Annotated in this window: 24 protein-coding genes and 1 pseudogene; 13 read left to right on the top strand and 12 right to left on the bottom strand. The window is 67.7% G+C overall.

The genetic code is table 11. The features are described 5' to 3' along the window. Positions 1-10 precede the first annotated feature (10 nt). Positions 11-448 carry a large conductance mechanosensitive channel protein MscL gene (mscL, locus tag ON40_RS05495; RefSeq protein ID WP_040819521.1) on the top strand — a complete coding sequence of 146 codons (438 nt, stop codon included), beginning with the start codon at positions 11-13 and terminating at the stop codon, positions 446-448. 90 nt (positions 449-538) lie between these two features. On the opposite strand, the gene ON40_RS05490 is transcribed toward mscL, so the two are convergent. The 6 genes from ON40_RS05490 to ON40_RS05460 all read right to left on the bottom strand — a co-directional run bounded on the left by ON40_RS05490 (position 539) and on the right by ON40_RS05460 (position 7,610). Further along, positions 539-1,219, bottom strand: coding sequence for an MspA family porin (locus tag ON40_RS05490; RefSeq protein ID WP_040819105.1), 681 nt, complete (start codon positions 1,217-1,219; stop codon positions 539-541). A 66-nt stretch (positions 1,220-1,285) separates the two neighbouring features. Then, on the bottom strand, positions 1,286-1,963 hold the full coding sequence (locus tag ON40_RS05485) for an MspA family porin (protein WP_040819101.1): 678 nt from the start codon (positions 1,961-1,963) through the stop codon (positions 1,286-1,288). Positions 1,964-2,621: 658 nt separating this feature from the next. Then, positions 2,622-3,116: a MogA/MoaB family molybdenum cofactor biosynthesis protein gene (locus ON40_RS05475; RefSeq protein WP_083895422.1), complete on the bottom strand. Its 495-nt coding sequence runs from the start codon at positions 3,114-3,116 to the stop codon at positions 2,622-2,624. A gap of 95 nt (positions 3,117-3,211) precedes the next feature. After that, on the bottom strand, positions 3,212-4,477 hold the full coding sequence (locus ON40_RS05470) for a S1C family serine protease (RefSeq protein ID WP_051192749.1): 1,266 nt from the start codon (positions 4,475-4,477) through the stop codon (positions 3,212-3,214). Positions 4,478-5,394: 917 nt separating this feature from the next. Further along, positions 5,395-6,774: a HAMP domain-containing sensor histidine kinase gene (locus ON40_RS05465; RefSeq protein WP_083895446.1), complete on the bottom strand. Its 1,380-nt coding sequence runs from the start codon at positions 6,772-6,774 to the stop codon at positions 5,395-5,397. Positions 6,775-6,917: 143 nt separating this feature from the next. Further along, on the bottom strand, positions 6,918-7,610 hold the full coding sequence (locus ON40_RS05460; protein WP_040819097.1) for a response regulator transcription factor: 693 nt from the start codon (positions 7,608-7,610) through the stop codon (positions 6,918-6,920). A gap of 442 nt (positions 7,611-8,052) precedes the next feature. Here ON40_RS05460 and ON40_RS54365 point away from each other — a divergent pair, with 442 nt between their 5' ends. From ON40_RS54365 to ON40_RS05435, 5 genes are all read left to right on the top strand, one after another. Next, positions 8,053-11,238 (top strand): ATP-binding protein, encoded by a 3,186-nt coding sequence (locus ON40_RS54365; RefSeq protein ID WP_085997648.1) that lies wholly within the window; start codon positions 8,053-8,055, stop codon positions 11,236-11,238. Next, on the top strand, positions 11,235-11,645 hold the full coding sequence (locus tag ON40_RS05450; protein ID WP_051192715.1) for a roadblock/LC7 domain-containing protein: 411 nt from the start codon (positions 11,235-11,237) through the stop codon (positions 11,643-11,645). Before ON40_RS54365 ends, ON40_RS05450 begins: the two co-directional genes overlap by 4 nt. A gap of 7 nt (positions 11,646-11,652) precedes the next feature. Then, on the top strand, positions 11,653-12,024 hold the full coding sequence (locus ON40_RS05445; RefSeq protein WP_040819095.1) for a DUF742 domain-containing protein: 372 nt from the start codon (positions 11,653-11,655) through the stop codon (positions 12,022-12,024). Further along, positions 12,005-12,616: a GTP-binding protein gene (locus tag ON40_RS05440; protein ID WP_051192714.1), complete on the top strand. Its 612-nt coding sequence runs from the start codon at positions 12,005-12,007 to the stop codon at positions 12,614-12,616. Before ON40_RS05445 ends, ON40_RS05440 begins: the two co-directional genes overlap by 20 nt. A gap of 306 nt (positions 12,617-12,922) precedes the next feature. Further along, positions 12,923-13,750, top strand: coding sequence for an MHYT domain-containing protein (locus ON40_RS05435; protein ID WP_051192713.1), 828 nt, complete (start codon positions 12,923-12,925; stop codon positions 13,748-13,750). Positions 13,751-13,884: 134 nt separating this feature from the next. Here the strand turns inward: ON40_RS05435 and ON40_RS47910 are convergent, their stop codons facing one another. Then, positions 13,885-14,604: a hypothetical protein gene (locus tag ON40_RS47910; protein WP_157186202.1), complete on the bottom strand. Its 720-nt coding sequence runs from the start codon at positions 14,602-14,604 to the stop codon at positions 13,885-13,887. A 303-nt stretch (positions 14,605-14,907) separates the two neighbouring features. Here ON40_RS47910 and ON40_RS05425 point away from each other — a divergent pair, with 303 nt between their 5' ends. Then, the gene (locus ON40_RS05425) at positions 14,908-15,303 is read left to right on the top strand and encodes a hypothetical protein (RefSeq protein ID WP_040819093.1); all 396 of its coding nucleotides are present in this window, start codon (positions 14,908-14,910) and stop codon (positions 15,301-15,303) included. 312 nt (positions 15,304-15,615) lie between these two features. Here ON40_RS05425 and rpmF read toward each other — a convergent pair whose 3' ends face one another. Genes rpmF through mrf form a run of 3 tightly spaced genes read right to left on the bottom strand, consistent with a single transcriptional unit; the run spans position 15,616 to position 17,430 of the window. Next, positions 15,616-15,789, bottom strand: a complete 174-nt coding sequence (gene rpmF / locus ON40_RS05420; RefSeq protein ID WP_040819091.1) for a 50S ribosomal protein L32 — start codon at positions 15,787-15,789, stop codon at positions 15,616-15,618. Between the two features lies 1 nt (position 15,790). Next, positions 15,791-16,078 (bottom strand): type B 50S ribosomal protein L31, encoded by a 288-nt coding sequence (locus ON40_RS05415; RefSeq protein WP_040819089.1) that lies wholly within the window; start codon positions 16,076-16,078, stop codon positions 15,791-15,793. Continuing rightward, a complete protein-coding gene (mrf, locus tag ON40_RS05410; RefSeq protein ID WP_040819087.1) occupies positions 16,075-17,430 on the bottom strand; it encodes a ribosome hibernation factor-recruiting GTPase MRF in 1,356 nt (451 codons plus the stop codon). The genes ON40_RS05415 and mrf overlap by 4 nt, the downstream gene beginning before the upstream one ends. 100 nt (positions 17,431-17,530) lie before the next feature. Here mrf and rpmB point away from each other — a divergent pair, with 100 nt between their 5' ends. The 6 genes and pseudogenes from rpmB (at position 17,531) to ON40_RS05385 (ending at position 19,235) form a co-directional block, all read left to right on the top strand. After that, a complete protein-coding gene (gene rpmB / locus ON40_RS05405) occupies positions 17,531-17,767 on the top strand; it encodes a 50S ribosomal protein L28 (protein ID WP_040819499.1) in 237 nt (78 codons plus the stop codon). Next, positions 17,767-17,931: a 50S ribosomal protein L33 gene (gene rpmG / locus ON40_RS05400; protein WP_040819086.1), complete on the top strand. Its 165-nt coding sequence runs from the start codon at positions 17,767-17,769 to the stop codon at positions 17,929-17,931. The genes rpmB and rpmG overlap by 1 nt, the downstream gene beginning before the upstream one ends. Next, a pseudogene (locus ON40_RS55955) lies at positions 17,931-18,030 on the top strand (30S ribosomal protein S14); the annotation flags it as partial. The gene rpmG and the pseudogene ON40_RS55955, both read left to right, overlap by 1 nt. Beyond that, complete coding sequence (rpsN, locus tag ON40_RS05395) at positions 18,009-18,341, top strand: 30S ribosomal protein S14 (RefSeq protein ID WP_373281855.1); 333 nt, start codon at positions 18,009-18,011, stop codon at positions 18,339-18,341. The pseudogene ON40_RS55955 and the gene rpsN, both read left to right, overlap by 22 nt. A gap of 63 nt (positions 18,342-18,404) precedes the next feature. After that, complete coding sequence (gene rpsR, locus ON40_RS05390) at positions 18,405-18,659, top strand: 30S ribosomal protein S18 (protein ID WP_040819081.1); 255 nt, start codon at positions 18,405-18,407, stop codon at positions 18,657-18,659. 114 nt (positions 18,660-18,773) lie between these two features. After that, positions 18,774-19,235 (top strand): hypothetical protein, encoded by a 462-nt coding sequence (locus tag ON40_RS05385; RefSeq protein WP_040819080.1) that lies wholly within the window; start codon positions 18,774-18,776, stop codon positions 19,233-19,235. A gap of 675 nt (positions 19,236-19,910) precedes the next feature. On the opposite strand, the gene purH is transcribed toward ON40_RS05385, so the two are convergent. Then, positions 19,911-21,539, bottom strand: coding sequence for a bifunctional phosphoribosylaminoimidazolecarboxamide formyltransferase/IMP cyclohydrolase (gene purH / locus ON40_RS05380; protein ID WP_040819079.1), 1,629 nt, complete (start codon positions 21,537-21,539; stop codon positions 19,911-19,913). Beyond that, positions 21,536-22,156, bottom strand: a complete 621-nt coding sequence (purN, locus tag ON40_RS05375) for a phosphoribosylglycinamide formyltransferase (RefSeq protein ID WP_040819496.1) — start codon at positions 22,154-22,156, stop codon at positions 21,536-21,538. The genes purH and purN overlap by 4 nt, the downstream gene beginning before the upstream one ends. Positions 22,157-22,232 lie beyond the last annotated feature (76 nt).

Raw genomic sequence — 22,232 nt, 5'->3', positions numbered from 1 at the left:
GGAGCAGCAAATGCTGAAGGGTTTCAAGGACTTCATTCTCCGCGGTAACGTGATCGACCTGGCGGTCGCGGTCGTGATGGGCACCGCATTCGTCGCCATCGTCACGGCGTTCACCGACGGAATAGTCAAACCACTCATCGAGATATTCGGCGGAACCGGCGATCTGGGCCTCGGATTCCGGATCATCGCCGATAAACCCGCAACCTATGTCGCGCTCGGCCCGATCATCACCGCGGCGATCAATTTCGTCATCATCGCGGCCGTGGTCTATTTCGCGCTGGTGCTACCGGCCACCCACGCCAAGAAGCGCTGGGGCAAGGCCGATGCACAAACCGAAGCCGAACTGCTGACCGAGATCCGCGACCTGCTCGCCGACGGCGACAAGAGCACGGGCGGTCGTCACGAATCCCGAATCGGAGCTGACTCCAAGGAGCGAGATACCCTGTAGTACAACGGAATACGTCGCTTCCCGATTTCCGCAGTGGGCCCGGCGCAAGATGCACCGGGCCCACCGTCGTGCCGGAGGAAAGGAATCCGATCAGCCCAGGCTGAACGGCTGACCCCACAGCGTCACCCAGCTGATGACGCTGTCGGTCTGGACTTCGGCACTGATGAACGAACGCGCCTGTGCGTAACCAGCGCAGCCGGTCAGGCCGATGGTCTCATCCGCCCACGAGACCGAACCGTCGTTACCGGTGAACGCGAGGCGGGTCTTGTGGGTATCGGCGCCGAAGTCGTCCTTCTGCTCCAGATCCAGGACGTAGAACGCCTGCGCCTGGCCAGGGCCGAGAGTCAGGTTGCCGCCGGTGCCCATCGAAGCGCTGGGCGTGACGTTACCGGAGCTGTCCCAGCTGCCGCCGACGCTCGGAGCGGCATTGACGCCACCACCGGAGATGTTGACCTGGCAGCCGACGACGTACCCCGGGTAGATGTTGCCACCCTTGGCCGTTGTCTTGCCATCGATGTGGACATGCGCGGTACCCGAGGCCCACGCATTGCGGTGCAGCGGAGTCGAACCCATGGACGGGTTGATGTTCGCCGACTCGCCGTCCATCCAGATGTGGACGCTGGTGCCGTCGCTCAGCGGCCGGACGATGTTGCCGCCCGGCAGCGGAATGAAGGTGTCGGCATTGGCGGCGCCGGTCGAGAGCAGACCTAGTGCGGCGGTGGCCACAGCACCGACGCCGGCCACACGGGCCAGAGACTTACGGATGTTCATATTTCGGTTCCCTCAAAGATGAATCGCTATGCGCGAGAATGGGATTGGCGGATCAGACCACGCAGGTCAGCCGATGCTGAACGGCTGCCCGTAGAGGGTGGTCTTCGAGTAGTGGTTGCCGACGACCTCGACAACGGTGTAGGCGCGCGCCTGCGCGTAACCCGCACAACCCTGGATCTGCATCTCCGCATCCTGGTACTCCACCGAGAAGTGGCCGGGGTGGGTGATATCGATCGAGTCGATCTGTACGAACTTGACCTGGCCGGGGCCGAGGTTCAAGCCGATCGATCCACCGACTGACGCGTCGGTCAGGCTGACGCTGCCGGAGACTCCGGCGGAGATGGCGTCAGTACCGATGTCGACCTGGCATCCGACGATGTAGCCCGAGTTGAGCTGGGATGCGCCATGGGTCGACGAATTGTTGGAGCCAGGAGTGTTCAACTGCCCGTTGTTCGGTCCCACGGTGGCAGCAGGCGCATTGGGCACATCCGCCGACGCGACACCCGACACCCAGACAGTACGGCCGGCACCGTTGGCTGCCATGGAAGTCGAAATGTTCGCATGCTCATGCGTGCGGGTGATCAACACGCCATCTGGTCCTGCCTTCTGGCCGTCCGGCAACGGCACGAAGGTGTCGGCGTTGGCAGCGCCGGTCGATAGCAATCCGATCGCAACGGCTGCCGCCGCAGCGATACCCGCGAAACGGGCACCGCGACGCGCACCGCTGGTGCGGTTCTCGCTCATATTTCCCCTCATCAGGTTATAGCAGTCAGCCTCGACCACCGAGGCTGATTTCCGACCCCGACCACCGGGGTTGGAAACGCGGCCCATTACCGGGCCCAGCTCAGTCTATTCGCCAGCATGTTGCCGCCGCCTAACCGGCGACATTCGTCGCGCTACCGCCAGACCAACCTGTCGGAACCGGGCTACGTTCCGCCGGGACAACGCCGAGACGCCGTTCCCGGGCCCAAAAGAGCCGCTGTGGTATAGCCCAAAGGCGAACATTAAACGCAGTGACGAGACGCTGACAACGTAAGCTCATGTAAACATGTTGTGATCTAAATCACATTAGTAAGTCTGCATGCTACACGCGGCGCAAAAACCGTGTTAGCGCTCGCAAAATGGAACCGACGCAAGACGCGGCTCGAGTACGCCAGAGCGACGCAATTGTGCTGACGGACCGATCATCCGTGATGCGGCGGGACCTGCGACCGGAACCAATCGTCCGATGACGTTCCCACAGTTGGGGATTCGCCATCGGTACCGCGTTCATCGCTGGTGGTTTGCGGGAGGGTTTCGCCGAAGATGCGCGCCAACTTCGCAGCATCGGCCGCCGAACGCGCGGAACCCCCCGCCCGGCGCGGGCGGGGGGTTCGATCGTCCTCGTTCGGGGGGGAGCTCATTACTCGTCCAGACCGGACAGCTCATCGATGACCCGGCTGACCAGCGGGCCGAGCGTGGCCATGCCATCGCGCACCGCGGCCCTGGTCCCGGGCAGGTTGACCACCAGCGTGCTGCCGGAGATACCGGCCAGTCCGCGGGACAGACCGGCGTCGAGCGAGCCCGCGGCCAGACCGGAGGAACGCAGTGCCTCGCTGATCCCGGGAAGTTCGCGATCGAGCACCTCGGAGGTGGCCTCGGGGGTGACATCACGCGGGGACATGCCGGTACCACCGGTCGAGATCACCAGGTCGACACCGCCGATGACGGCGGTGTTGAGCGCATTGCGAATCTCGACCTCGTCGCCCGCCACCAGGACCGTGGCGTCGACCAGGAATCCGGCCTCGGTGAGCAACTCGGTGACCAGCGGACCCAGCGAATCCTCCCCGCCATGGGCGGACCGGTCGTCCACAATCACCACGAGCGCACGACCCGCCACAGGAGCATCGATTTCCATATCGCTAACCGTAGCGTCCGGGGGTGACAGGAAATCCGGTCCCCCGCTGCCGGAGTGGCGGTCCGTCAGGAGGGTCAGGGTGCGGGGCGGGCGGCTCAATGGGCACCGTCCGCGGCGGCTCCGGCGAGGGTCACCTGGACCGTCTTCTCGTTCTGTCCGTTGGTGTCGGTGTAGGTCAGCGAGACCTTGTCACCGGGCTGATGCGAACGGACCGCGGCGACCAGCGCATCACCGTTGTCGATCACCAGATCACCGAGTTTGGTGACCACCACGCCCGACGGGATGCCCGCCTTGGCGGCCGGGCCGTCGGCGGCGACGTCCTTGACCACCGCGCCGTTGGCGTTGACGTTGCTGGGCGCCTGATTGAGCACGGTCATGCCGATCTGGGCGTAGGTCGCGTGGCCGGTCTTGGTCAGCTCGTCGGCCACCCGGCGCACCTGATCGACCGGGATCGCGAAGCCCAGGCCGATCGAACCGCTCTGCTGACTGCTGTCCGCGCCGCCGCCCAGGGTGGCGATGGCGGTGTTGATGCCGATCAGCTTGCCGTTCATATCGACCAGTGCGCCACCGGAGTTGCCCGGGTTGATCGGCGCGTCGGTCTGCACCGCGGAGATCACGGTGCCGGTCGAACCGGACTCGCCGCTGGTGGACACCGGCCGATTGAGCGCCGAGACGATACCGGTGGTGACGGTCCCGGCCAGGCCCAGCGGGGAGCCGATCGCGACCACCGGCTGGCCGACCTGGAGCGACTTGGAGGTGCCCAGATCGATCGGCGTCAGGCCGGACTTGTTCTGCGCCTTGATGACCGCCAGATCCGAGATCGGATCGATGCCGACGATCGAGGCGGAGCTGGTGCTGCCGTCCTTGAACTGCACCTTCATCTTCGCGTCGGGGCCCGCGCCGCTGGCGACGTGGTTGTTGGTCAGGATCAGCCCGTCGGAGGACAGGATGACGCCCGAACCCTCACCCTCCGCGCGATCGCCGGCCACCTTGATCATCACCACGCTCGGCACGACCTTCTGCGCGACCGCCTGCACCGATCCGGCGGGCGCGGTGACCGAGGCGGGATTCGCATTCGGTGAAGAGCTGTCGAGCGCGCTGATCGAGGATCCGTCGCCGGAATCGGCGACCAGGGCGCCGACCGCACCGCCGACGCCGCCCGCGACCAGTGCCAGCACGATCGCACCGACGACCAGTCCGGCCCGGCCGCGACGCGGCGGTGCCGCGGTCGCGTACGGAGCGCTCGCGTAGGCGGCGGTGTTGTGTTCGGAGCCGAAGGGCGATCCCGCGACGGTCGGCACGGGACCGGTGGGCGGTTGCTGCCCGCCACCGGAGCCGTAGGCGTGCGGATACGGCGGCATGGGGGCGGTGTGCTGGGTCGGCGTCTCCCGGGACGCGTACGGGGAGTATTCCGGCGGCACCGAACCCGAGCCGGTCAGCTGGTCGGCCGGCGGGAACTGACCGGTGACCGGCTGCGGCCCGGACTGCGCGTACGGGGAGGGCGACTGGGTGTACGGCGAGGGCTGCTGCCCGAACCCGGACTGCCCGAACGGCGACGGCGCGAACGGCGAATCCGACGACGTCGCCCCACCCGAGGTCGGCTGCCCGAACGGCGGCTGCTCCGCGCCCGGCTGCGTGAACGGCGCCCGCGGCACGGCCGATCCCTGGGACGTGGACCCCGGCTGACCGGGCATCGGCTGGCCGAACGGCGAATCCGACCCGCTCGACGGCGGCTGCCCCCACGGCGACTGCGGCGAGGCGGACCGGGCGTAGGGCGACTGCGACGCACCCGATCCCGGCCATCCGGCCTCCACCGCGCGCGAACCCGGGGCCGCCGGCTGTTGGGCCTGCGCTGTGCCCGGCTGCGGCGTGCTCACTTCCGAAGTTCCGGTCCCCGACCCGGACGCGGGCGGCTGCGCGGGCTCTTTCGAAGATTGATCCTCGGACGCCCCCGCCGGGCGACCCGGCTCGGCGGACTTCTGCTCGGTCGGCTGTGCGTCGGGCGTCTGCGCCCGCAACTCCGAGTTCGCCGACGGCTGCGGCTGTTCCCGGTTGTCCTTCGGGTCCTCGGTCATCTTCTCGTTTCTCCTCACGTCTGCCGACCAGACTGATGACATCGACTGAGAGCGAACTGAGACGGCGCTTTCAGTTCTCCATCAGTTCTTCCGCGATCGTGGGCAGCGGGCCGCCTTCGTATGCTCAACCTACCGGCCCGCGAGAATCCCCGTCGATGACATTCGGCCCACTGCACAGGCGTATTACCCCCTGCGGCGCGGCGCTATTGCGCCTGCAGCACGGCGTTCTCGCCGGGTAGGACGATCCGGACCAGTGCGCCGCCGCGTTCGGAGGTCTCGATGGTGATCGTCCCGCCGTGTTTGGTCACCACCTGCTGCACGATGGCCAGGCCCAGGCCCGAACCGGGCATGGACCGGGCGGCCATGGTCCGATAGAAGCGTTCGAAGACCAGGCGGCGTTCGGCGGGCGGAATGCCCGGTCCGGCGTCGTCGACGCCGATCTCCATCAGTCCGGGCCCGGTCTCGGCCATCGTGACGCGCACCTGATCCCCGGCCGGACTCCATTTCGCCGCGTTGTCCAGGACGTTCAGCACGGCCCGCTCGAGTCCGGCCTCGTCGCCGTAGACGAACCAGGGGCACAGTTCGGCGACGAATTCCACTCCCGCGCGCCGGCGGCGCACCCGCTCGAGCGCGCGCTCGGTCACCGCGCCGACGTCCACCCGCTCGTAGACGTCCTCCGGGGCGTCCTCGCGGGCCAGATCCACCAGATCGCCGACCAGGGTGGACAGCTCTTCGATCTGGGCTACCACGTCGGCGCGCAACTCGGCCATATCGTCCTCGGGAATCCGCGGCGCGCCGGGACGGGAGGAGGCGATCAGCAGTTCCATGTTGGTGCGCAACGAGGTCAGCGGCGTGCGCAGTTCGTGCCCGGCGTCGGCGACCAGACGTCGCTGCCGCTCGCGCGATTCGCCCAGCGCGACCAGCATCGTGTTGAAACTCTCGGTGAGACGGGCCAATTCGTCGTCGCCGGTGACCGGGATGGCCGCCAGATCGTCGGTGCGCGCGACTCGTTCGGCGGCCGCGGTCAACCGCGCCACCGGCCGTAATCCCGTGCGGCCGACCGCGGCTCCCGCTGCGGCGGCCACCACCACGCCGCAGCCGCCGACCACGAACAACAGCAGCGCCAGCCGATCGAGTACCTCCTGGGTCGGTTCCAGCGACTGCCAGATCACCAGCGTCGCACCGGATTCCATGTGTTCCGCGAGAATTCGCTGATTCCTGCTGGTCCGCAGGGAGAACGAGGACTGGCCGTGCGCCACCGCGACCTCGGGCGCCCCGATCGGCGACGTGGAGTTGCGGGACAACGAAACCCACTGATCGCTGCCGGGATAGTTCAGCGCGATGGACACGTCGTTGGAGTACAGCGCGCCGAGCTGCAACACCTCCTGATAGTCCAGCGCGTCCAGGCGCTGGTCGATCATGCCGGTCGCCCGGGTCCGAAGTTGTTTGTCGACATCGGCGTTCAGCGCGCGCGCCACCACCGCGTAGGCGGCGATCGAGGTGACCGCCACGGCGATCGCCACGACCGAGGCCGCCAGCAGTGTCACCCGCCAGCGCAGCGACACCGACCGCGTCAGCGGCATCGGCGGCCGCAGATCCGGGGTGTCCGCGCCCGGGTGCAATCCGGCCACGACGTCACGGCCGCGTCCGTTCGCATCCCGTCCCCGGCCGCCCGAGCCTCGCGCGGCCGAACGCGGAACATGCCTTCCCACGATGACGCCCACCTCTACGGCGGGGTCTCGCGCAGCACGTAGCCGACGCCACGCACGGTGTGGATCAGCCGCGGCTCGCCCTCGGCCTCGGTCTTGCGGCGCAGATAGCCGATATACACCTCGAGGGCATTGCCGGAGGTGGGAAAGTCGTAGCCCCAGACCTCCTCGAGGATGCGGCTGCGGGTGAGCACCCGGCGCGGGTTGGCCATCAACATTTCCAGCAGTGAGAACTCGGTGCGGGTGAGACTGATGGCGCGTTCGCCCCGGGACACCTCGCGGGTGATCGGGTCCAGCGACAGATCCGCGAACGTCATCGTCTCGGATTCCTCGGCGCCCGCCGGATCGGCGGAGGTGCGGCGCAACAGCGCACGCAGCCGGGCCAGCAGTTCCTCGAGGGCGAACGGTTTGGGCAGGTAGTCGTCGGCTCCCGCGTCCAGGCCCGCGACCCGCTCGGAGACCGAATCCCGTGCGGTGAGAACGAGTATCGGCAGGTCGTCGCCGGTGCTGCGCAGTCTGCGGCAGACTTCGAGGCCGTCCAGCCGGGGCATCATGACATCGAGTACCAGCGCGTCGGGCCGCTGCACGGCCACCTGTTCGAGCGCATCGAGCCCGTCCACGGCCAGCTCGACGGAGTAGCCGTTGAACGTCAGCGACCGCCGCAGTGATTCCCGCACCGCGCGGTCGTCGTCGACTACCAGAATGCGCATGCGGTCCAGTCTGACCGTACCGACTGAGAGTCCACTGAGAAGCCCCCATTCGACACGCCGATCCACCGCGAGCCGATGACCAGTCGCTTTACCGGCTCGCGCGGATAGAACCACACGAAACACCTTGTGCGTGGCGAAATTAGCGAATTTCAGAGCGGGGAAGTCCGAATTGCCGTGGCCAAGTTCACGCGGTATGTTGCCTGCCGTAAAAGAAGACCTGCAGTCGGTTCTCCGGCGGTTGGACCCGAAGAACGTCAGTTCACATTGCGCAAATTCGAGCACTACCGGATCTGCGTTACCGCGAGGGAGCTCGAGAGCTGGCCGAGGATACAGCGCCTTCGGCACAGCGCGGCCGAGCACCTGCGAGGTGAGACTGTGAGCCGGGAACCGGCCGCGGTGGGACCCGCAGGGCGAATGCGCGAGCGGAGGCGACGGAAGCGGGATGGGAACTGGACCGCGACCATGGCAGCGGAATCTGTCCAACCTCTCGGTAACGAGCAAGGTCGGCATCGTGCTGCTCCTGCCCGTCGTGCTGGCCTCGGTCTTCGCCGTCCTACGAATCCGGGACGAGCTGGGCACGATCTCCCAGCTGAACACCGCGACCCAGCAGGCGCAGATCATCCGGCCGCTGCTCGACTTCGGTTCCGCCGCAGATGATCTCGCGGTCGCCGCGGGCACCGGCGGCGTCGGCGACCACATCGGGCAGGCGACCCTGGACCAGGTCTCCGCACGCTTCGATCAGGCGGCGGCCACTCTGCAGTCGGCACTGCCGCTGGCCCGCGTCGACCAGCAGGTGAGCACCGAGATCACCGATGCGCTGTCCACCGGACGCGGGATGCGCAACAGCCTGCACGGCAGCGCCGCCCAGGTGGTCGGCACCCAGGCCGACGAGGTCGCGACGCACATCAGCAACGCCGTCACCACGCTGATCACACCCAAGGAGACGGTCCTCGAGCGGTATTACACCCAGCTCGGCGATCTCACCATCGCGCGTCGAATGTTCCTGCAGCAACAGCTGATCATCGGCAGTGGCGAGATCAGCAACAATCCGGCAATGCGGGCGCAGGCGCTCACCGCGACCGGTTCCGAACTCACCATGATCAACCAGTACGCCGTGGTCCAGCCCACCTCGGCGTACAAGCCGGACATCCTGCTGGACGCTCAGCAGACCCGGTTGCGCGCGCTGAGCCAGAGCTCGGCCGAGCCCATGATGATCGCCAGCGTGAACGATTCGCTACAGCGCAGCACCGCCACATATACCGAGGCGATCAACCATGTGGCCGATCTGATCACCTCCGGCCTGAGCCACACCTCGATCGATGCGCGCAGCACCGTGTTGCGTGACGTCGCGTCCGTGGTCCTGACCCTGCTCGCGGGTCTGGCGCTGGCGCTGGCGGTGGCGCGTTCACTGGTCGTGCCGGTGCGGCGACTGCGTCGCGGCGCACTGCAGGTCGCCCACGTCGACCTGCCCGCCGAGCTGTCGGTGGTGCGCGAGGGCGGCGCGACCCCGGAGATTCTCCCGGTCGACGTGCAGACCACCGAGGAGATCGGGCAGCTGGCCCGCGCGGTCGACGACATGCACCGGCAGGCGCTGCACCTGGCCGCCGACCAGGCCCGCCTGCGACTGCTGATCAGCAGCATGTTCGAAACCCTCTCGCGGCGTAGCCAATCGCTGGTCGAACAGCAGTTGACGCTGATCGAGGATCTCGAACGCGACGAAGAGAATCCGGGCCGACTGCAGAGTCTGTTCCGCCTGGACCACCTGGCCACCCGCATGCGCCGCAACGGCGACAACCTGCTGGTGCTGGCCGGAACCGCGCTACGCCGCGGCCAACTCCCCCCGGTTCCGCTCTCGGACATGCTCTGGAGTGCGGTCTCCCAGGTGGAGGACTATCAGCGGGTGGAGATCGGCGCGGTGCCCGACGGCATCGTCGCGGGAGAGCCCGCGGTCGACATCGAACATCTGCTGGCCGAGCTGATCGACAACTCGCTGCGGTACTCGCCGCCGAGCACTCCGGTCGCGGTGTCGGTGTCCGCGGCGCCCGAGGGCGGCTATCTGATCGAGATCACCGACCGCGGCCTGGGCATGTCGGGTGACGATCTGCACGAGATCAACGACCGGCTGGCCTCCGGCGGTGAGGTGACCGTCGAAACCGCCCGCCGCATGGGCCTCTACGTGGTCGGCAGGCTCGCCAAGCGGCATACCGTCACTGTCAGCCTGCGCCGCACCTCGACGATGGCGCAGCAGCCCGGCATCACCGCCACGATCCATCTGCCGAAATCGCTGATCGTCTCCGACAAGCCGGAGTCCGGCGAATTCCCGGGCGCCCCGCTGCCCGCCGCGCCGACCTCGACCGCGGCTCATGCGGCGCCCGAAGAGATCCCGGCCCCGGTGCCGCTGTTCGGTTCCTCGGCCTCGGTGACCCCGCTCCCGCAGCGCCGCCCGGCACGCGAGGATTCCGGCGATTCCGCCACCCCGGAGAAATCGCCCGTCGCCGACAACCGGCCCACCGGATTGTTCATCTCGCAACACGATCCGGAACCGGTCCCCGACGACGAACCCACCGGATTGTTCGTCTCGCATCAGGATCCGGAGCCGGTCGCCGACGGTGTGATCGGCTACCAGCCGCAGGAGCAGGAGCAGAACCCGTTCGCCCATGCGGGCGAGACCGCGCGCGACCCGTGGGCGGTCCCGGATCGATCGGCGTTGTCGGCGGCGGACCGGGACGAGGACGACGACGAGCCGGTGGTGCAGGACTGGTCGAACTCGGCATCGAGTTGGACGCCGCCGGAATCGGTTTCGGCGGAGCAGGATTGGGATACAGAGGAGCCGCAGTACCAGCAGGGTCCGGATGTCGCCCGCTGGAAGAGCGGCGACGCGTGGTCCGGCGCGGTGCGCTGGGAGGAGACCGGTTCCGAACCGGCGCAACAGTTCTGGGCCGATGCGCGCCCCGAGCCGAGCCCGGCATCCGAACAGCCCTGGGGCAGGACGGATTCCGCGAACTCGACGACCGAATCCGGGCCCGGCATCAGCGGTGAGCAGATCCTGCGCCCGCGACGCCGCCGCCCGGCGCCGGAACCCTGGCCCTCGGGGGAATTCCCGCCGATGCCCGCCAACGTCCCGGCCTCCGCGCCCGCCGAACCGGCACGCGCCCCGTCCTGGGAGTCCGAGCCCGCGGACCTGTGGGCGCAGACCGCGACCCTGCCGGTGCAGCAGCCCGGCGCACCCGAACCGGCCGAATCACCCATCTACCAGCGCATGGTCTCGGAGTGGCTGGTCGAGCCGTCGGCGAACGAAACGGGCGCGGCCTGGTCCTCCCCCGCCGATGCGGGGTGGGCCGCGGCCGAAGAGGCCAGCAAACCGACCATGGACCATCGCACCTCCGGTGGACTTCCCATCCGCAACCCGGGCGCACAGCTTGTTCCGGGCGGCCTGACGCCTCCTGCCGACACCGGCGCCCCCGATCCCGAGGAAATCCGCAGCAACCTGTCCCGGCACCTGAGCGGTGTGCGCAGCGGACGCGCGGGCCTCGCGTCGTACGGCGATGAAAACGGGTACAACGGAACTCGGTCCGGCGGCGGGCTCGAACATCACGACGCGCAGTACAACGATGGAGGACACGTATGACCGATACCGAGCAGCCCCCCACCGACGAGAATCTCAACTGGCTGGTGACGCGCTTCACGCGCGAGGTCCCCGGCGTCTCGCACGCGGTGCTGGTATCGGCCGACGGCCTGTTGCAGGCCACCAGCCCGCACCTGCCGTCCGATCGCGCCGAACAGCTGTCCGCGGTGACCGCCGGACTGGCCAGTCTGTCCTCCGGGGCCGCCCAGTTGTTCGAGGGCGGCAAGGTGATGCAGTCGATCGTCGACATGCAACGCGGCTATCTGCTGGTGATGAGCGTCGGCAACGGGTCACACCTGGCCGTGCTGGCCAACAAGCAGCACGATATCGGCCGCATCGGCTACGAGATGGCCCTACTGTCCGATCGGGTCGGAGCGGTCGTCCAGGCCACTGCCCGTTCGTCGGTCTGACGGTGCGATGTCGAGTTCCTTCGGAGCCGATCCCCGGCCGACAACACGCGTCCGCCCCTATGCGCTGACCGCCGGGCGCACCCAGCCCGCGGTCGACCTGCCGCTCGAGGCGGTCGTGGAGACCCTCCCGTATGCGAGTCGATTCGATTGGCCCGCAGGCGATGTCCGGACCGATATCCTGCGCCTCGGCGGTGGCAGGCTCTCGGTCGCGGAGATCGCCGCCCATCTTCAGCGGCCGTTGGGTATGGTCCGCGTCGTCATCGGCGATCTGGTCGTCGCCGGTACGCTGCGGGTGCACACCACGCTCAGCGAAAACGCCACGTACGATGAGCGCCGTTCGCTCATGGAGAGGACCCTGCGTGGACTCCGCGCTCTCTGACGTCTCGGACGCCGAAACTCGCACCGCCTCCACGAAGATCGTGGTGGCCGGTGGTTTCGGCGCGGGTAAGACCACCTTCGTCGGCGCGGTCTCGGAGATCGTGCCGCTGCGCACCGAGGCCATGGTGACCGGCTACTCCGACGGCGTGGACGACCTGTCGGCCACGCCGAGCAAGGAGACCACCACGGTCGCCATGGATTTCGGCCGCATCATCCTGCCCGGCAATCTGACCCTGTACCTGTTCGGCACCCCGGGCCAGCGCCGATTCTGGTTCATGTGGGACGACCTGGTGCGGGGCGCGATCGGCGCGGTGGTGCTGCTGGACACCCGCCGGATCGAGGACAGTTTCGCCGTGGTCGACTTCTTCGAGGCGCGGCAACTGCCGTTCCTGGTGGCGGTCAACCATTTTCCCGATTCCCCCCGGTTCCCGGCGACCGAACTGCGCGAGGCGCTGTCCATCCGCGAGGGCGTTCCGATCGTCGACATCGACGCCCGCGATCCGGTCCAGGTGCGCCAATCCCTGGCAGCGGTAACCGAATACGCCATCGCCCGCCTCACGGAGCAGCCTCCCCGCGCCTCAGCGAACCCGTGAATGGCGGCCCGCCTCTCCGGGACTTCAGCGTGGCTCCCCCGCCTCTCCGAGACTTCAGCGTGGCTCCCCCGCCTCTCCGAGACTTCAGCGTGTCGTCGGGGAATCGAAGATTTGCGTTTCGGGCCGACCGTTCGGGTGAAATCACCTTCTGGACGTGCCCGGGGAGTTACCCATGTGCTCACGAAATCAGTTGTCGCCGTGGCATCGCGGCGGAGATGACATCGCGACTCGGGACGGCGACCGGTGGTCGGCGGTCCGAACGCAGTAAGCAGAAGAGAATTCATCCGACCTGAGTAGGGGGTTTGCGTGCAGTACTTCACCATGGGGACCTGGGTGCTCGTGCTGGCGCTCGGTGTGGCGTGGGCGGGCACCCTGGTGGGCCTGATCTGTATCCGGCAGTCGAGGCTGTCGGTGACCGCGAAGTTCCGGCTCGTGTGGCTGACCGCCGCGGCGGTGTGCATCGGCGCGATCGGGACGCAGGTGGCGATGTCGGTCACGATGCTGGGCGTCGGACTGTCCAGCGGGGTGGTCCGCTACGACGTGATGCAGCGCATCATCGCGCTGGTGGTGGCGCCGGTGGGAATTCTGGCCGGACTGATCATCGCGGGCGACAATCGCAAGCCCGTGCGCCTGGCGCTCGGTGCGCTGGTCGCGGGACTGTGCCTGGCGCTGATGAACTATCTGGGCCTGAGTTCCCTGGCGGTGCAGGGCAGCACCACGATCAGCCCCGCGATCATCGCCGCATGCAGCGTACTGCTGCTGGCGCTGGCCGCCGGACTGCTGTGGGCGACGCGGATGCGCGTGACGACGGCTCTGGTCGGGGTGTCCGTGGTGTACGCGGGCGCGATCATCGGCATCCACTATCTCGGCCTGTCCGGGCTCTCGGTCCACATCGATCCGGCCATGTCGCAGCCCGCGGGGCGGGATCTGTTCACCATGTTCATCCCGATCTTCGTCGTCGCGACGATGTCACTCGCGATCCCGATCACCGCGGTCCTGGTCGCACCGGACCGCACCGGGCGGCTGCAGCCCGAGGCGCGCACCAAACGGGTGCCCAAGGACCCGCGCAAGCGCCGCATCGCCGGCCCGAATCGCACGGCCGACACCGCCCGCACGACCGAACCGGTCGGCTGAGCGGATCGCCCGGACGGTCCCGCGAGCAGTAACAGAACGAATCGGGCCGGATCGCCCCCGGCAGAGCGATCCGGCCCGAACCCCTCGGGCCGCTGGTCACCGAAACCGCTGCGGCCCTGGTATTTCGGTTGGTTCTAGACGTCGCCCTGCGCGTGCAGGGTGTTGTACATCTGCACACCGCTGGCGATGCCGACCGGGATGCCCAGCGTCGCGCCGCCGAGGATCGCGCCGACACCGCCGACCGCGGAAGCGCCGAGGATGCAGCCGCCGATGATGCCCAGCGGAGTGCCGATGATGGTGGCCGAGGTCAGCACGCCGCCGGTGACGACGCCCAGCGGGCAGCCGATGATCGCTCCGCCGACACCGCCGACCATGCCGCCGACACCGGTGGCCAGGCCGAACTGGGTGGCCGCGGTGCCCAGGGCGCTGTTGAAGTCCGCCTGCGGATCGTGCGCCGAGGCGTCGACCGGTTTCGGCGAGGGCACGGCCGCGTCGACCTGATGGGTCGTCGGCGCGTTCGGCGCCGCGGGCAGGGTACTGGCGGCCTTCGGAAGCGCGGTGAAGGTCTTCTGCCCGTACACCGTCGCACCCTTGGCGTCGTTCAGCTGGATCTGCCCACCCAGCGTGGTCAGCGTGCCGATCGGGGTGCTCAGCACCGTGGAACGGTCGGTGGTGTTGCTGGTGTACTGCACACCCGGCGCGATCGGCACACTCATCGTGTGCGGATCGAGGACGGGCGCATCCGCGCCCGGAGTGGCGGCCGACGCGGTACCCGTGGCCAGTGCAACGGCGGCGGTCGTCGCGAACGTCGCCAGTGATACCGCGTACGTCATCTTCTTCATAACGATCCCCATCAGTGTTTCCTCGCAGTGCACGCCCCCGTAAGCCGGGGGCGTGGGTCCGTGAAATGCGACCCAGACAGAGAGTCGCCTGCGCTCATTACGAAGCTGTAACATTGCTCGTCAATAAGTCGGCAAAATTGCCGCAATCATGTTAAGAACCTGCAAATTCGGACAACCGCGACAGGAAACCGCAGTTCGAATACCTCCTCGGGGTATCTTCGGATACGGTGGAACGCCAGCGTCCCCCCGCTTCGGACCGGCAGGGGCACAACCGATCCCGAGCGCCGCACCGGCGGAGCGAATTACAGTGGCCTCATGCAATCCCGCCCGGATGACGCCGAGGAGACCGACGCGTCGCAGGCACCCCAGGATCACGTGGCGGTACTCCGCGATATCCAGACTCAGCTGCGCGGCCCCGACCTGGCCGGATGGCCACAGCTGGGCACCGACGAGGACGGTCGGCACCGATCCCTGGTCGACGCGGTGGCCGCCGCACTGACGCAGATTTCCGAACTGCGCACGGAAGTCGGCGATCTGGAAGCCACGATCGCCGAACTCGAGGAGCAGGTGCGAGGTCTGTCGCAACCGCGGTTGCCGTGGCCGCTCTCACTGGCGGAGGGGCCGCTGACGCTGCTGGCCGAACAGGTCGCCCGCTTGGAAGCACTGCTGCCCGAGACGCTCGGACGTGGCGGCGGATCGGAACATTCGTAACGTCGACGGCGGGCGCCTTCGCGGGAACTTCTCCCAGAAATGGCGATGAGCGGGTTCCCAGGATTTCCGAGGGAACCCGCCCTCCCGAATGAGGCTACCGGCACAAGAGCACGAATTCATCACTTCACGTGGACTTTTTCACACTCAAAAACCAACTGGCAGTAGGTAGTTCACCAGACAGCTACTTTATCGCAATCGCAATTGGCGAGACAAGCACTGTTGGAACCCATCTCAACATTTGCCCGCCGGTCGCCAAATCCGGACAAACACCCTGAACAACCTCCAGTGCCACACCGGATCTCACAACCCGATCTACAGCCGGGCCGGATCGATCAAACCCCACTGCACCGCGACCACCAGCCGACGCGGCACCCGATACTCCGTGCCGCCGACCCGCACGGGCACCAGATCCGGCGGCGTCGCCTTCCAATTCGCCCGTCGGCTACGGGTATTCGATCTGGACATCCGCCGCTTGGGAACCGCCATCTCAGCTCACCGCACCCTTCTGCTCGCCGCCCCGGCGGCCCGGCGTGCGCCGACCGTACTTGCGCTCGAACTTCTCCACCCGCCCTGCAGTGTCCAGGACGCGATGCGCACCGGTCCAGAACGGATGGGAATCGGCGCTGACCTCGACGGTGATCAGCGGATAGCTGTTGCCGTCGGTCCACTCCGCCGTGCGCACACTCGTGGCGGTGGATCGGGTGAGGAATCGTTTGCCGGTGCTCACGTCCTCGAAGATCACCGGATGATAGTCCGGGTGGATACCTGCCTTCACCGATCTGCCTTCCTGTCCTGGGCGCCCTGCGGCGTCACGGTGGATTCGGTTGTCTCACAAGGGTCTTCATGCCAGTCGCCGAACGGGTCGTCCCACTGCGCGACGACCTCGGGCGCGGTGCGCACCAGATGGAATTCCGCATCGTCGACCAGGGCCCAGTGCAGCGCGTGCCGGATCTCGTCCGGATCGGCATCACAGACCAGGACGGTCAACGAGATGTCGCGATCGCCGAAGTGCTCGTCCCAGCGCATCGCGGCCAGGGCGCGGCGGTCCGGATCGGCCGCCGCGGCCTGCTCGGGCGGCAGTACGGCCAGCCACGGGCCCGCGCTGCCGACCCGCAGGCCGCCGCCCGCGGATTCCAGCCACACCACCTCCTCGGGCCGAGTGGCCAGCCACACTCGGCCCCGCGCGGTGACCACACCCTCGAACAGCACGTCCAGCGCGTCGTGCAGCCGGGCCGGATGGAACGGGCGTCCGGCGGCGAATTCGACCAGGGTGACCCCGAATTCGGTGTGCAGCGGGGGTCGGCCGCGCAACAGCGGCGCATGCGCCCCGAAGATCCGGCCGCGCCGCGAATCGGCCGGAAGGCAGGCGAGCAGACGATCGATCCGCGCCTGCTCCTCGATCACCGAACCGTGCGCCCAATCGATCGGGGCCTGCGGGATCAGCCGATCCAGGATCGCGGTCAGGCGCGCGCGATCCGCGCCGGCCACCGCCTGTCCGCCGAAAACCAGGACGGCATCGGCGAATTCGACCTGCCCCACCGCGACCTGAGCCACCGTGCGCTCGTCTTCGGGGCCGAGACCGCGTTCGGCGAGGGTCTCCGCACCGATGGCGTCGGACACCCAGGTCCGCGCGTCCAGACCGGTGACCACGGCCTCGATCCGCACGCTGCGCCCGGCAGCCCCGTCCACCCGACCGGCGACTCCGACCACCGGAACGTGCTCGATGGCATGACACACCGCCTCGGCCTCGAAGGCGGGATCCAGTGCGATCACGATGCGCCGCACCGAATCCCGAGCGGCCAGCAGGCACAGCAGCGGCAGCAGATCGGCACGCAGCGTGCACGAGACGCAGCCGTGCGCGAGTTCGTGCACGGACGTCACGGCGTGGTGATCCACGGCGGGATTCGCGACATCGTGCCCGATCGGAGTGCCGTACCACACCGTCCGGTGCACGATGCCCTCGTGCAGGGCGGTCAGGTCGTGGCGGATGACCACCGTGCCGGGCGTATCGAGCATCGCGCGGGCGGTGCGGGCCAGACCCGCTCCCACGGATCCGCCCGGTTCGGCTTCGTTGGACGCGTCGGCCAGTAACACCACGGGTGTGCGGCGCTCGGGAGGTGCGGCCACCGGAACCCCCTTTCGACAATGATTTTCATTTACAGGCCGCCCACGCTACAGTGTTCGACGTCCAATGTCGAAAATGATTTTCATATTCAGGAGGATCACCGTGTCGGCACACTGCCAGGTCACCGGGCGCCGGCCCGGATTCGGCAAGGCTGTCTCGCATTCGCACAAGCGCACCAACCGCCGCTGGAACCCCAACATCCAGCGCAAGACCTACTACCTGCCCAGCGAAGGCCGGCGCGTCACGCTGACCGTCTCGGCGAAGGGCATCAAGACCATCGATCGCGAGGGCATCGAATCGGTCGTCGCGCGGCTGCGCCGCGAGGGGGTCCGGATCTGATGGCCCGCAACGAGATTCGCCTGAAGATCAAACTGCGCTCCACCGGGGGCACGGGCTACACCTACATCACCCGCAAGAACCGCCGCAACGATCCGGACCGGATGGTGCTGCGTAAATACGATCCGATCCTGCGCAAGCACGTCGACTTCCGGGAGGACAGGTAATGGCCAAGAAGTCCAAGATCGCCCGGAACTCCCAGCGCGCCGCGGTCGTCGCCCGCAATGCCGAGCGGCGCGCCGAACTGAAGGAGGCCGCCCGCCGCGCTGCCGCTGCCGAAGCACCGGTTCGCGGCCGTCTCGCCGATGGGACGCGTGGCGGGTGCGAGGAACGAGTGCCCGACACGGGGCCCATCGGTGAGACTCAGGGGCCGCGAACGCGCCGCAGCGAAGCGGAGGCCATGTACACAGCGCTACAGCGGCTTCCGCGCGATGCCAGTCCGGTACGATTGCGCAATCGGGATGCTACGGATGGCCGCCCACGTGGGTATCTGCGGAAGTTCGGCCTTTCCCGAGTGCGTGTGCGCGAGCTGGCCCATCGAGGGGAACTGCCTGGTGTGCACAAATCGAGTTGGTAGACCAACCCAGCAGCTTGCGTAACCACATAGGGCCCAGAGCTCACGCCGAGAGAGGGTACTGATATGGCAGTCAAACGAGCACCGTCCAAGAAGGTCCGGGCCGAGCAGGCGCGGCGCCCGAAGAAGAACCCCCTGATCGCCGCGGGCGTCGAGGTGGTCGACTACAAGGATGTGAACCTGCTGCGCACGTTCATCTCCGACCGCGGCAAGATCCGCAGCCGCCGGGTCACCGGCCTGACCCCGCAGCAACAGCGTCAGGTCGCCATCGCGGTGAAGAATGCCCGCGAGATGGCCCTGTTGCCGTTCACCAGTCGCTGACCGCCCACTCGGCCAGACGCGAAGAGATCCCCGGCGTGTGCCGAGGCTCTCTTCGCGTTGCGCCGCGCCGTGCGCACCACGGGCTCGGCGGCATCGCCCACTAGGGTGTGGCGCATGAAGGCGAATTCGGGACCGCGCCGCGTCGGCGCGGCCGCCGCAACCCTGCTGGCGCTGCTGGCGGCCGGTTGTGGACAGGCGAACAACGGTGGCACACAGGCAGATACGACCACGAGCACATCTTCGGGGCCGAACACCCCGACCGAACAGGCCACCCCCGATCCGGGACGCACGTTCACCGCGAATCCCGCCATCGTCGACGCGCACGCGATGACCTTCGACAGCTGGAGCCCGCTGGCCGCCGACCGGATCGCGGTGAACTTCCAGATCGGATCGCCGGACTGCTTCGGCGTCGACGTCACCACCACCGAGACCTCGGGCACCGTCACCATCGCCCTGCGCTCAGGTCGCCTGCCGGAGGCACAGGGCCGCATGTGCACCATGATCGCGGTATTCGGCACCCTCGACGTCCAACTGAAGCAACCCCTCGGCAACCGAAAAGTGCTCAGCGCACAATAAATTCGCCAGCTACTGTGACGTCGATCACAAAACATTCTTACCAGCAGTTATAGCAGGATTATCTGAAGCGCCAATACTTCGGAAGTGATACGTTGCGTGACATAAGCGTTACGTAGAGAAACTCCAGGCCGTCCAACACCCACAGAGCACTCATGTCACGCACTTCCCCCTCGCGACGCATCCGTCGAGCTACTCCGAATTCCCGTCCGACACAAGGGGAACCCCAGACCGATTCCCGGCGTCCGCCGGGATGACGAAACCCGGGAGCCGGGATGTACACGGCCCGGTGCCTGGATGAAAAGAGCACCCCTGCGCGGGAACCGCAGCCCCGCGCAGGGGTGGTCTGTATTTTCTGGCCTTCGCTTCGCTCCGGCGTGTTCGCGGCCCCCTGAGTCTCGCCGCTCGGCCCCGTGTCGCGAGACGGGCCGCGAACCTCGGTGTTGGCGTTACCCAGGGTGAACGGGCCTGGGTGACCTCGAATAGGGCTGCTGCGCCGGGGTGGAATCAACCAGGCACACGGGCCTTGGAATTGGCGTTTTCCGGGTGAGCGAACCTGGGGGATCTTCGGAGTTGGCGGCTCATCACTGTCGAATCACCGCGGCCGCGGAGTCGGCTGTGTCCGTTCAGGTTTCCCGCTTCACCGGCCCGGGGTCTCGTCCCCGGGCCGGAGTTCGCTCAGTGTGCGAAGTGGCGGGCGCCGGTGAGGTACATCGTGACGCCGGCTTCGCGGCAGGCGTCGATGGTCAGCTGGTCGCGGACCGAACCGCCCGGTTGCACAATGGCTTTCACGCCTGCGGCGATGAGCTGCTGCGGGCCGTCGGGGAAGGGGAAGTAGGCGTCCGAGGCGGCTACCGAGCCCTTGGCACGATCGTCAGCGCGCAGGACCGCGAGGTGGACCGCGTCGACCCGGTTGACCTGCCCCATGCCGACGCCCACCGAGGCGCCGTCGTGGGCCAGCAGGATCGCATTCGACTTCACCGCACGGCAGGCGCGCCAGGCGAATTCGAGGTCGGCCAGGGTGGCCGCGTCGGCGGCCTCGCCGGAGGCCAGGGTCCAGTTGGCCGGATCGTCACCCTCGGCATCGACGATATCGCGCTGCTGCAACAGCGCCCCGCCGCTGATCGGCCGCAATTCCACACCGCCGCGCACGGGCGGCTCGGCGATCAGGATGCGCACATTCTTCTTGCGCTGCAACACTTCCACCGCACCATCGGCATAGCCCGGCGCGACGATCACCTCGGTGAAGATCTCCGCGACCTGCTCGGCCATCTCGACGGTCACCTCGCGATTGGCCGCGATCACCCCGCCGAACGCGCTCACCGGATCGCAGGCGTGCGCCTTGCGATGCGCCGACGCGATGTCCTCACCGACCGCGATACCGCACGGATTGGCATGCTTGACCACCGCCACGGCGGGCGCGGTGTGATCCCACGCGGCCCGCCACGCCGCATCGGCGTCGGTGTAGTTGTTGTACGACATCTCCTTGCCGTGCAACTGCTTCGCCTGCGCCAGACCCGGCGCACCGGCCGCATCGGTGTACAGCGCGGCGGCCTGATGCGGATTCTCCCCGTAACGCAGCACCGACTCGCGGGTCCAGCTCGCACCCAGCCAGGCCGGGAACCGCACCGCGGCAACCGAATCCGACTCGACCGACTCCTGTGTCGCCGAATCCTGGTCCGCGGTCAGCACATTCGTCATCCAGCTGGCCACCGCGACGTCATAGCTCGCGGTGTGCTGAAATGCCTTGGCCGCCAGCTCGGTTCGCTCGGCAAGGGTGAATCCGCCCGAACGCACCGCATCGAGTACGCGGTCGTAGTCGGCGACGTTCACCACCACGCCCACCGACGGATGGTTCTTCGCCGCGGCACGCACCATCGACGGACCGCCGATATCGATCTGCTCCACGCACTCGTCCGGACTCGCGCCACTGGCCACGGTCTGCGTGAACGGGTACAGGTTCACCACCACCAGACCGAACGCCTCCACACCGAGCTCGACCAGCTGATCGGCATGCTCCTGCTTGCGCAGGTCGGCCAGGATCCCCGCGTGCACCCGCGGATGCAGCGTCTTGACCCGGCCGTCCAGCGTCTCCGGGAAGCCGGTCAGATCCTCGACCTTCGTCACCGGGACGCCCGCGTCGGCGATCCGCGCCGCGGTCGAACCGGTCGACACCAGCTCCACGCCGGCCGCATGCAGCCCACTGGCCAACTCGACGAGTCCGGTCTTGTCGTAGACGCTCACCAGCGCCCGGGTGATCGGCCTGCGCTCGGCCTCATTCGCGGGTCGTTCGCTGCGTTCACTCACCGGAGTACTCGCTCATCTGGGATAACTGCCTTTCGTCCATCGGAGACAATGCCTCGCGTCGCGACAGCGGCGACGACTTGCGCCAGCAACCGCCGTTCGACGACCTTGATCCGCTCGTGCAGGGAGTCCTCGTCGTCCTCGGGCAGCACTGCGACCGCCTCCTGCGCGAGGATCGGCCCGGTGTCGACGCCCGCATCGACCAGATGCACGGTCGACCCGGTCACCCGCACCCCGTAGGCGAGCGCGTCGCGCACGCCGTGCGCGCCCGGAAACGAGGGCAGCAACGCGGGATGGGTGTTGATGATGCGGCCGCCGAAACGGGCCAGGAAGGTCGGGCCCAGGATCTTCATGAAACCGGCCGACACCACCAGATCGGGTGCGTGCGCAACGACCGCCTCGGTCAGCGCCGCATCCCAGGACCCACGATCGGAGTAATCCCCCAGCGCGACGCGGAAATGCGGAATTCCGGCGGCGTCCGCGTGATCGGTTGCGGCACAAGCCCGGTCGACGCCGACGGCGGCCACGCGAGCGGGATAACCGGGTTCCGCGGCGGCCTCGATCAGCGAACGCAGCAGCGATCCGGTCCCCGAGGCGAGCACGACGACGGTCGCGGGCACGGCCGCGGGCACCAACTGGGCGGGCGGAGTCGTCAGCGCTCTACTCCCTGTGCGTCGAGACTGCAGGATTTGCGGC

The sequence above is a fragment of the Nocardia jiangxiensis NBRC 101359 genome, assembly GCF_000308615.1.
Taxonomy (GTDB): Bacteria; Actinomycetota; Actinomycetes; order Mycobacteriales; family Mycobacteriaceae; genus Nocardia; species Nocardia jiangxiensis.
Note: the sequence above shows the minus strand (reverse complement) of the source record. Positions and strands in the feature narration are given on the sequence as shown.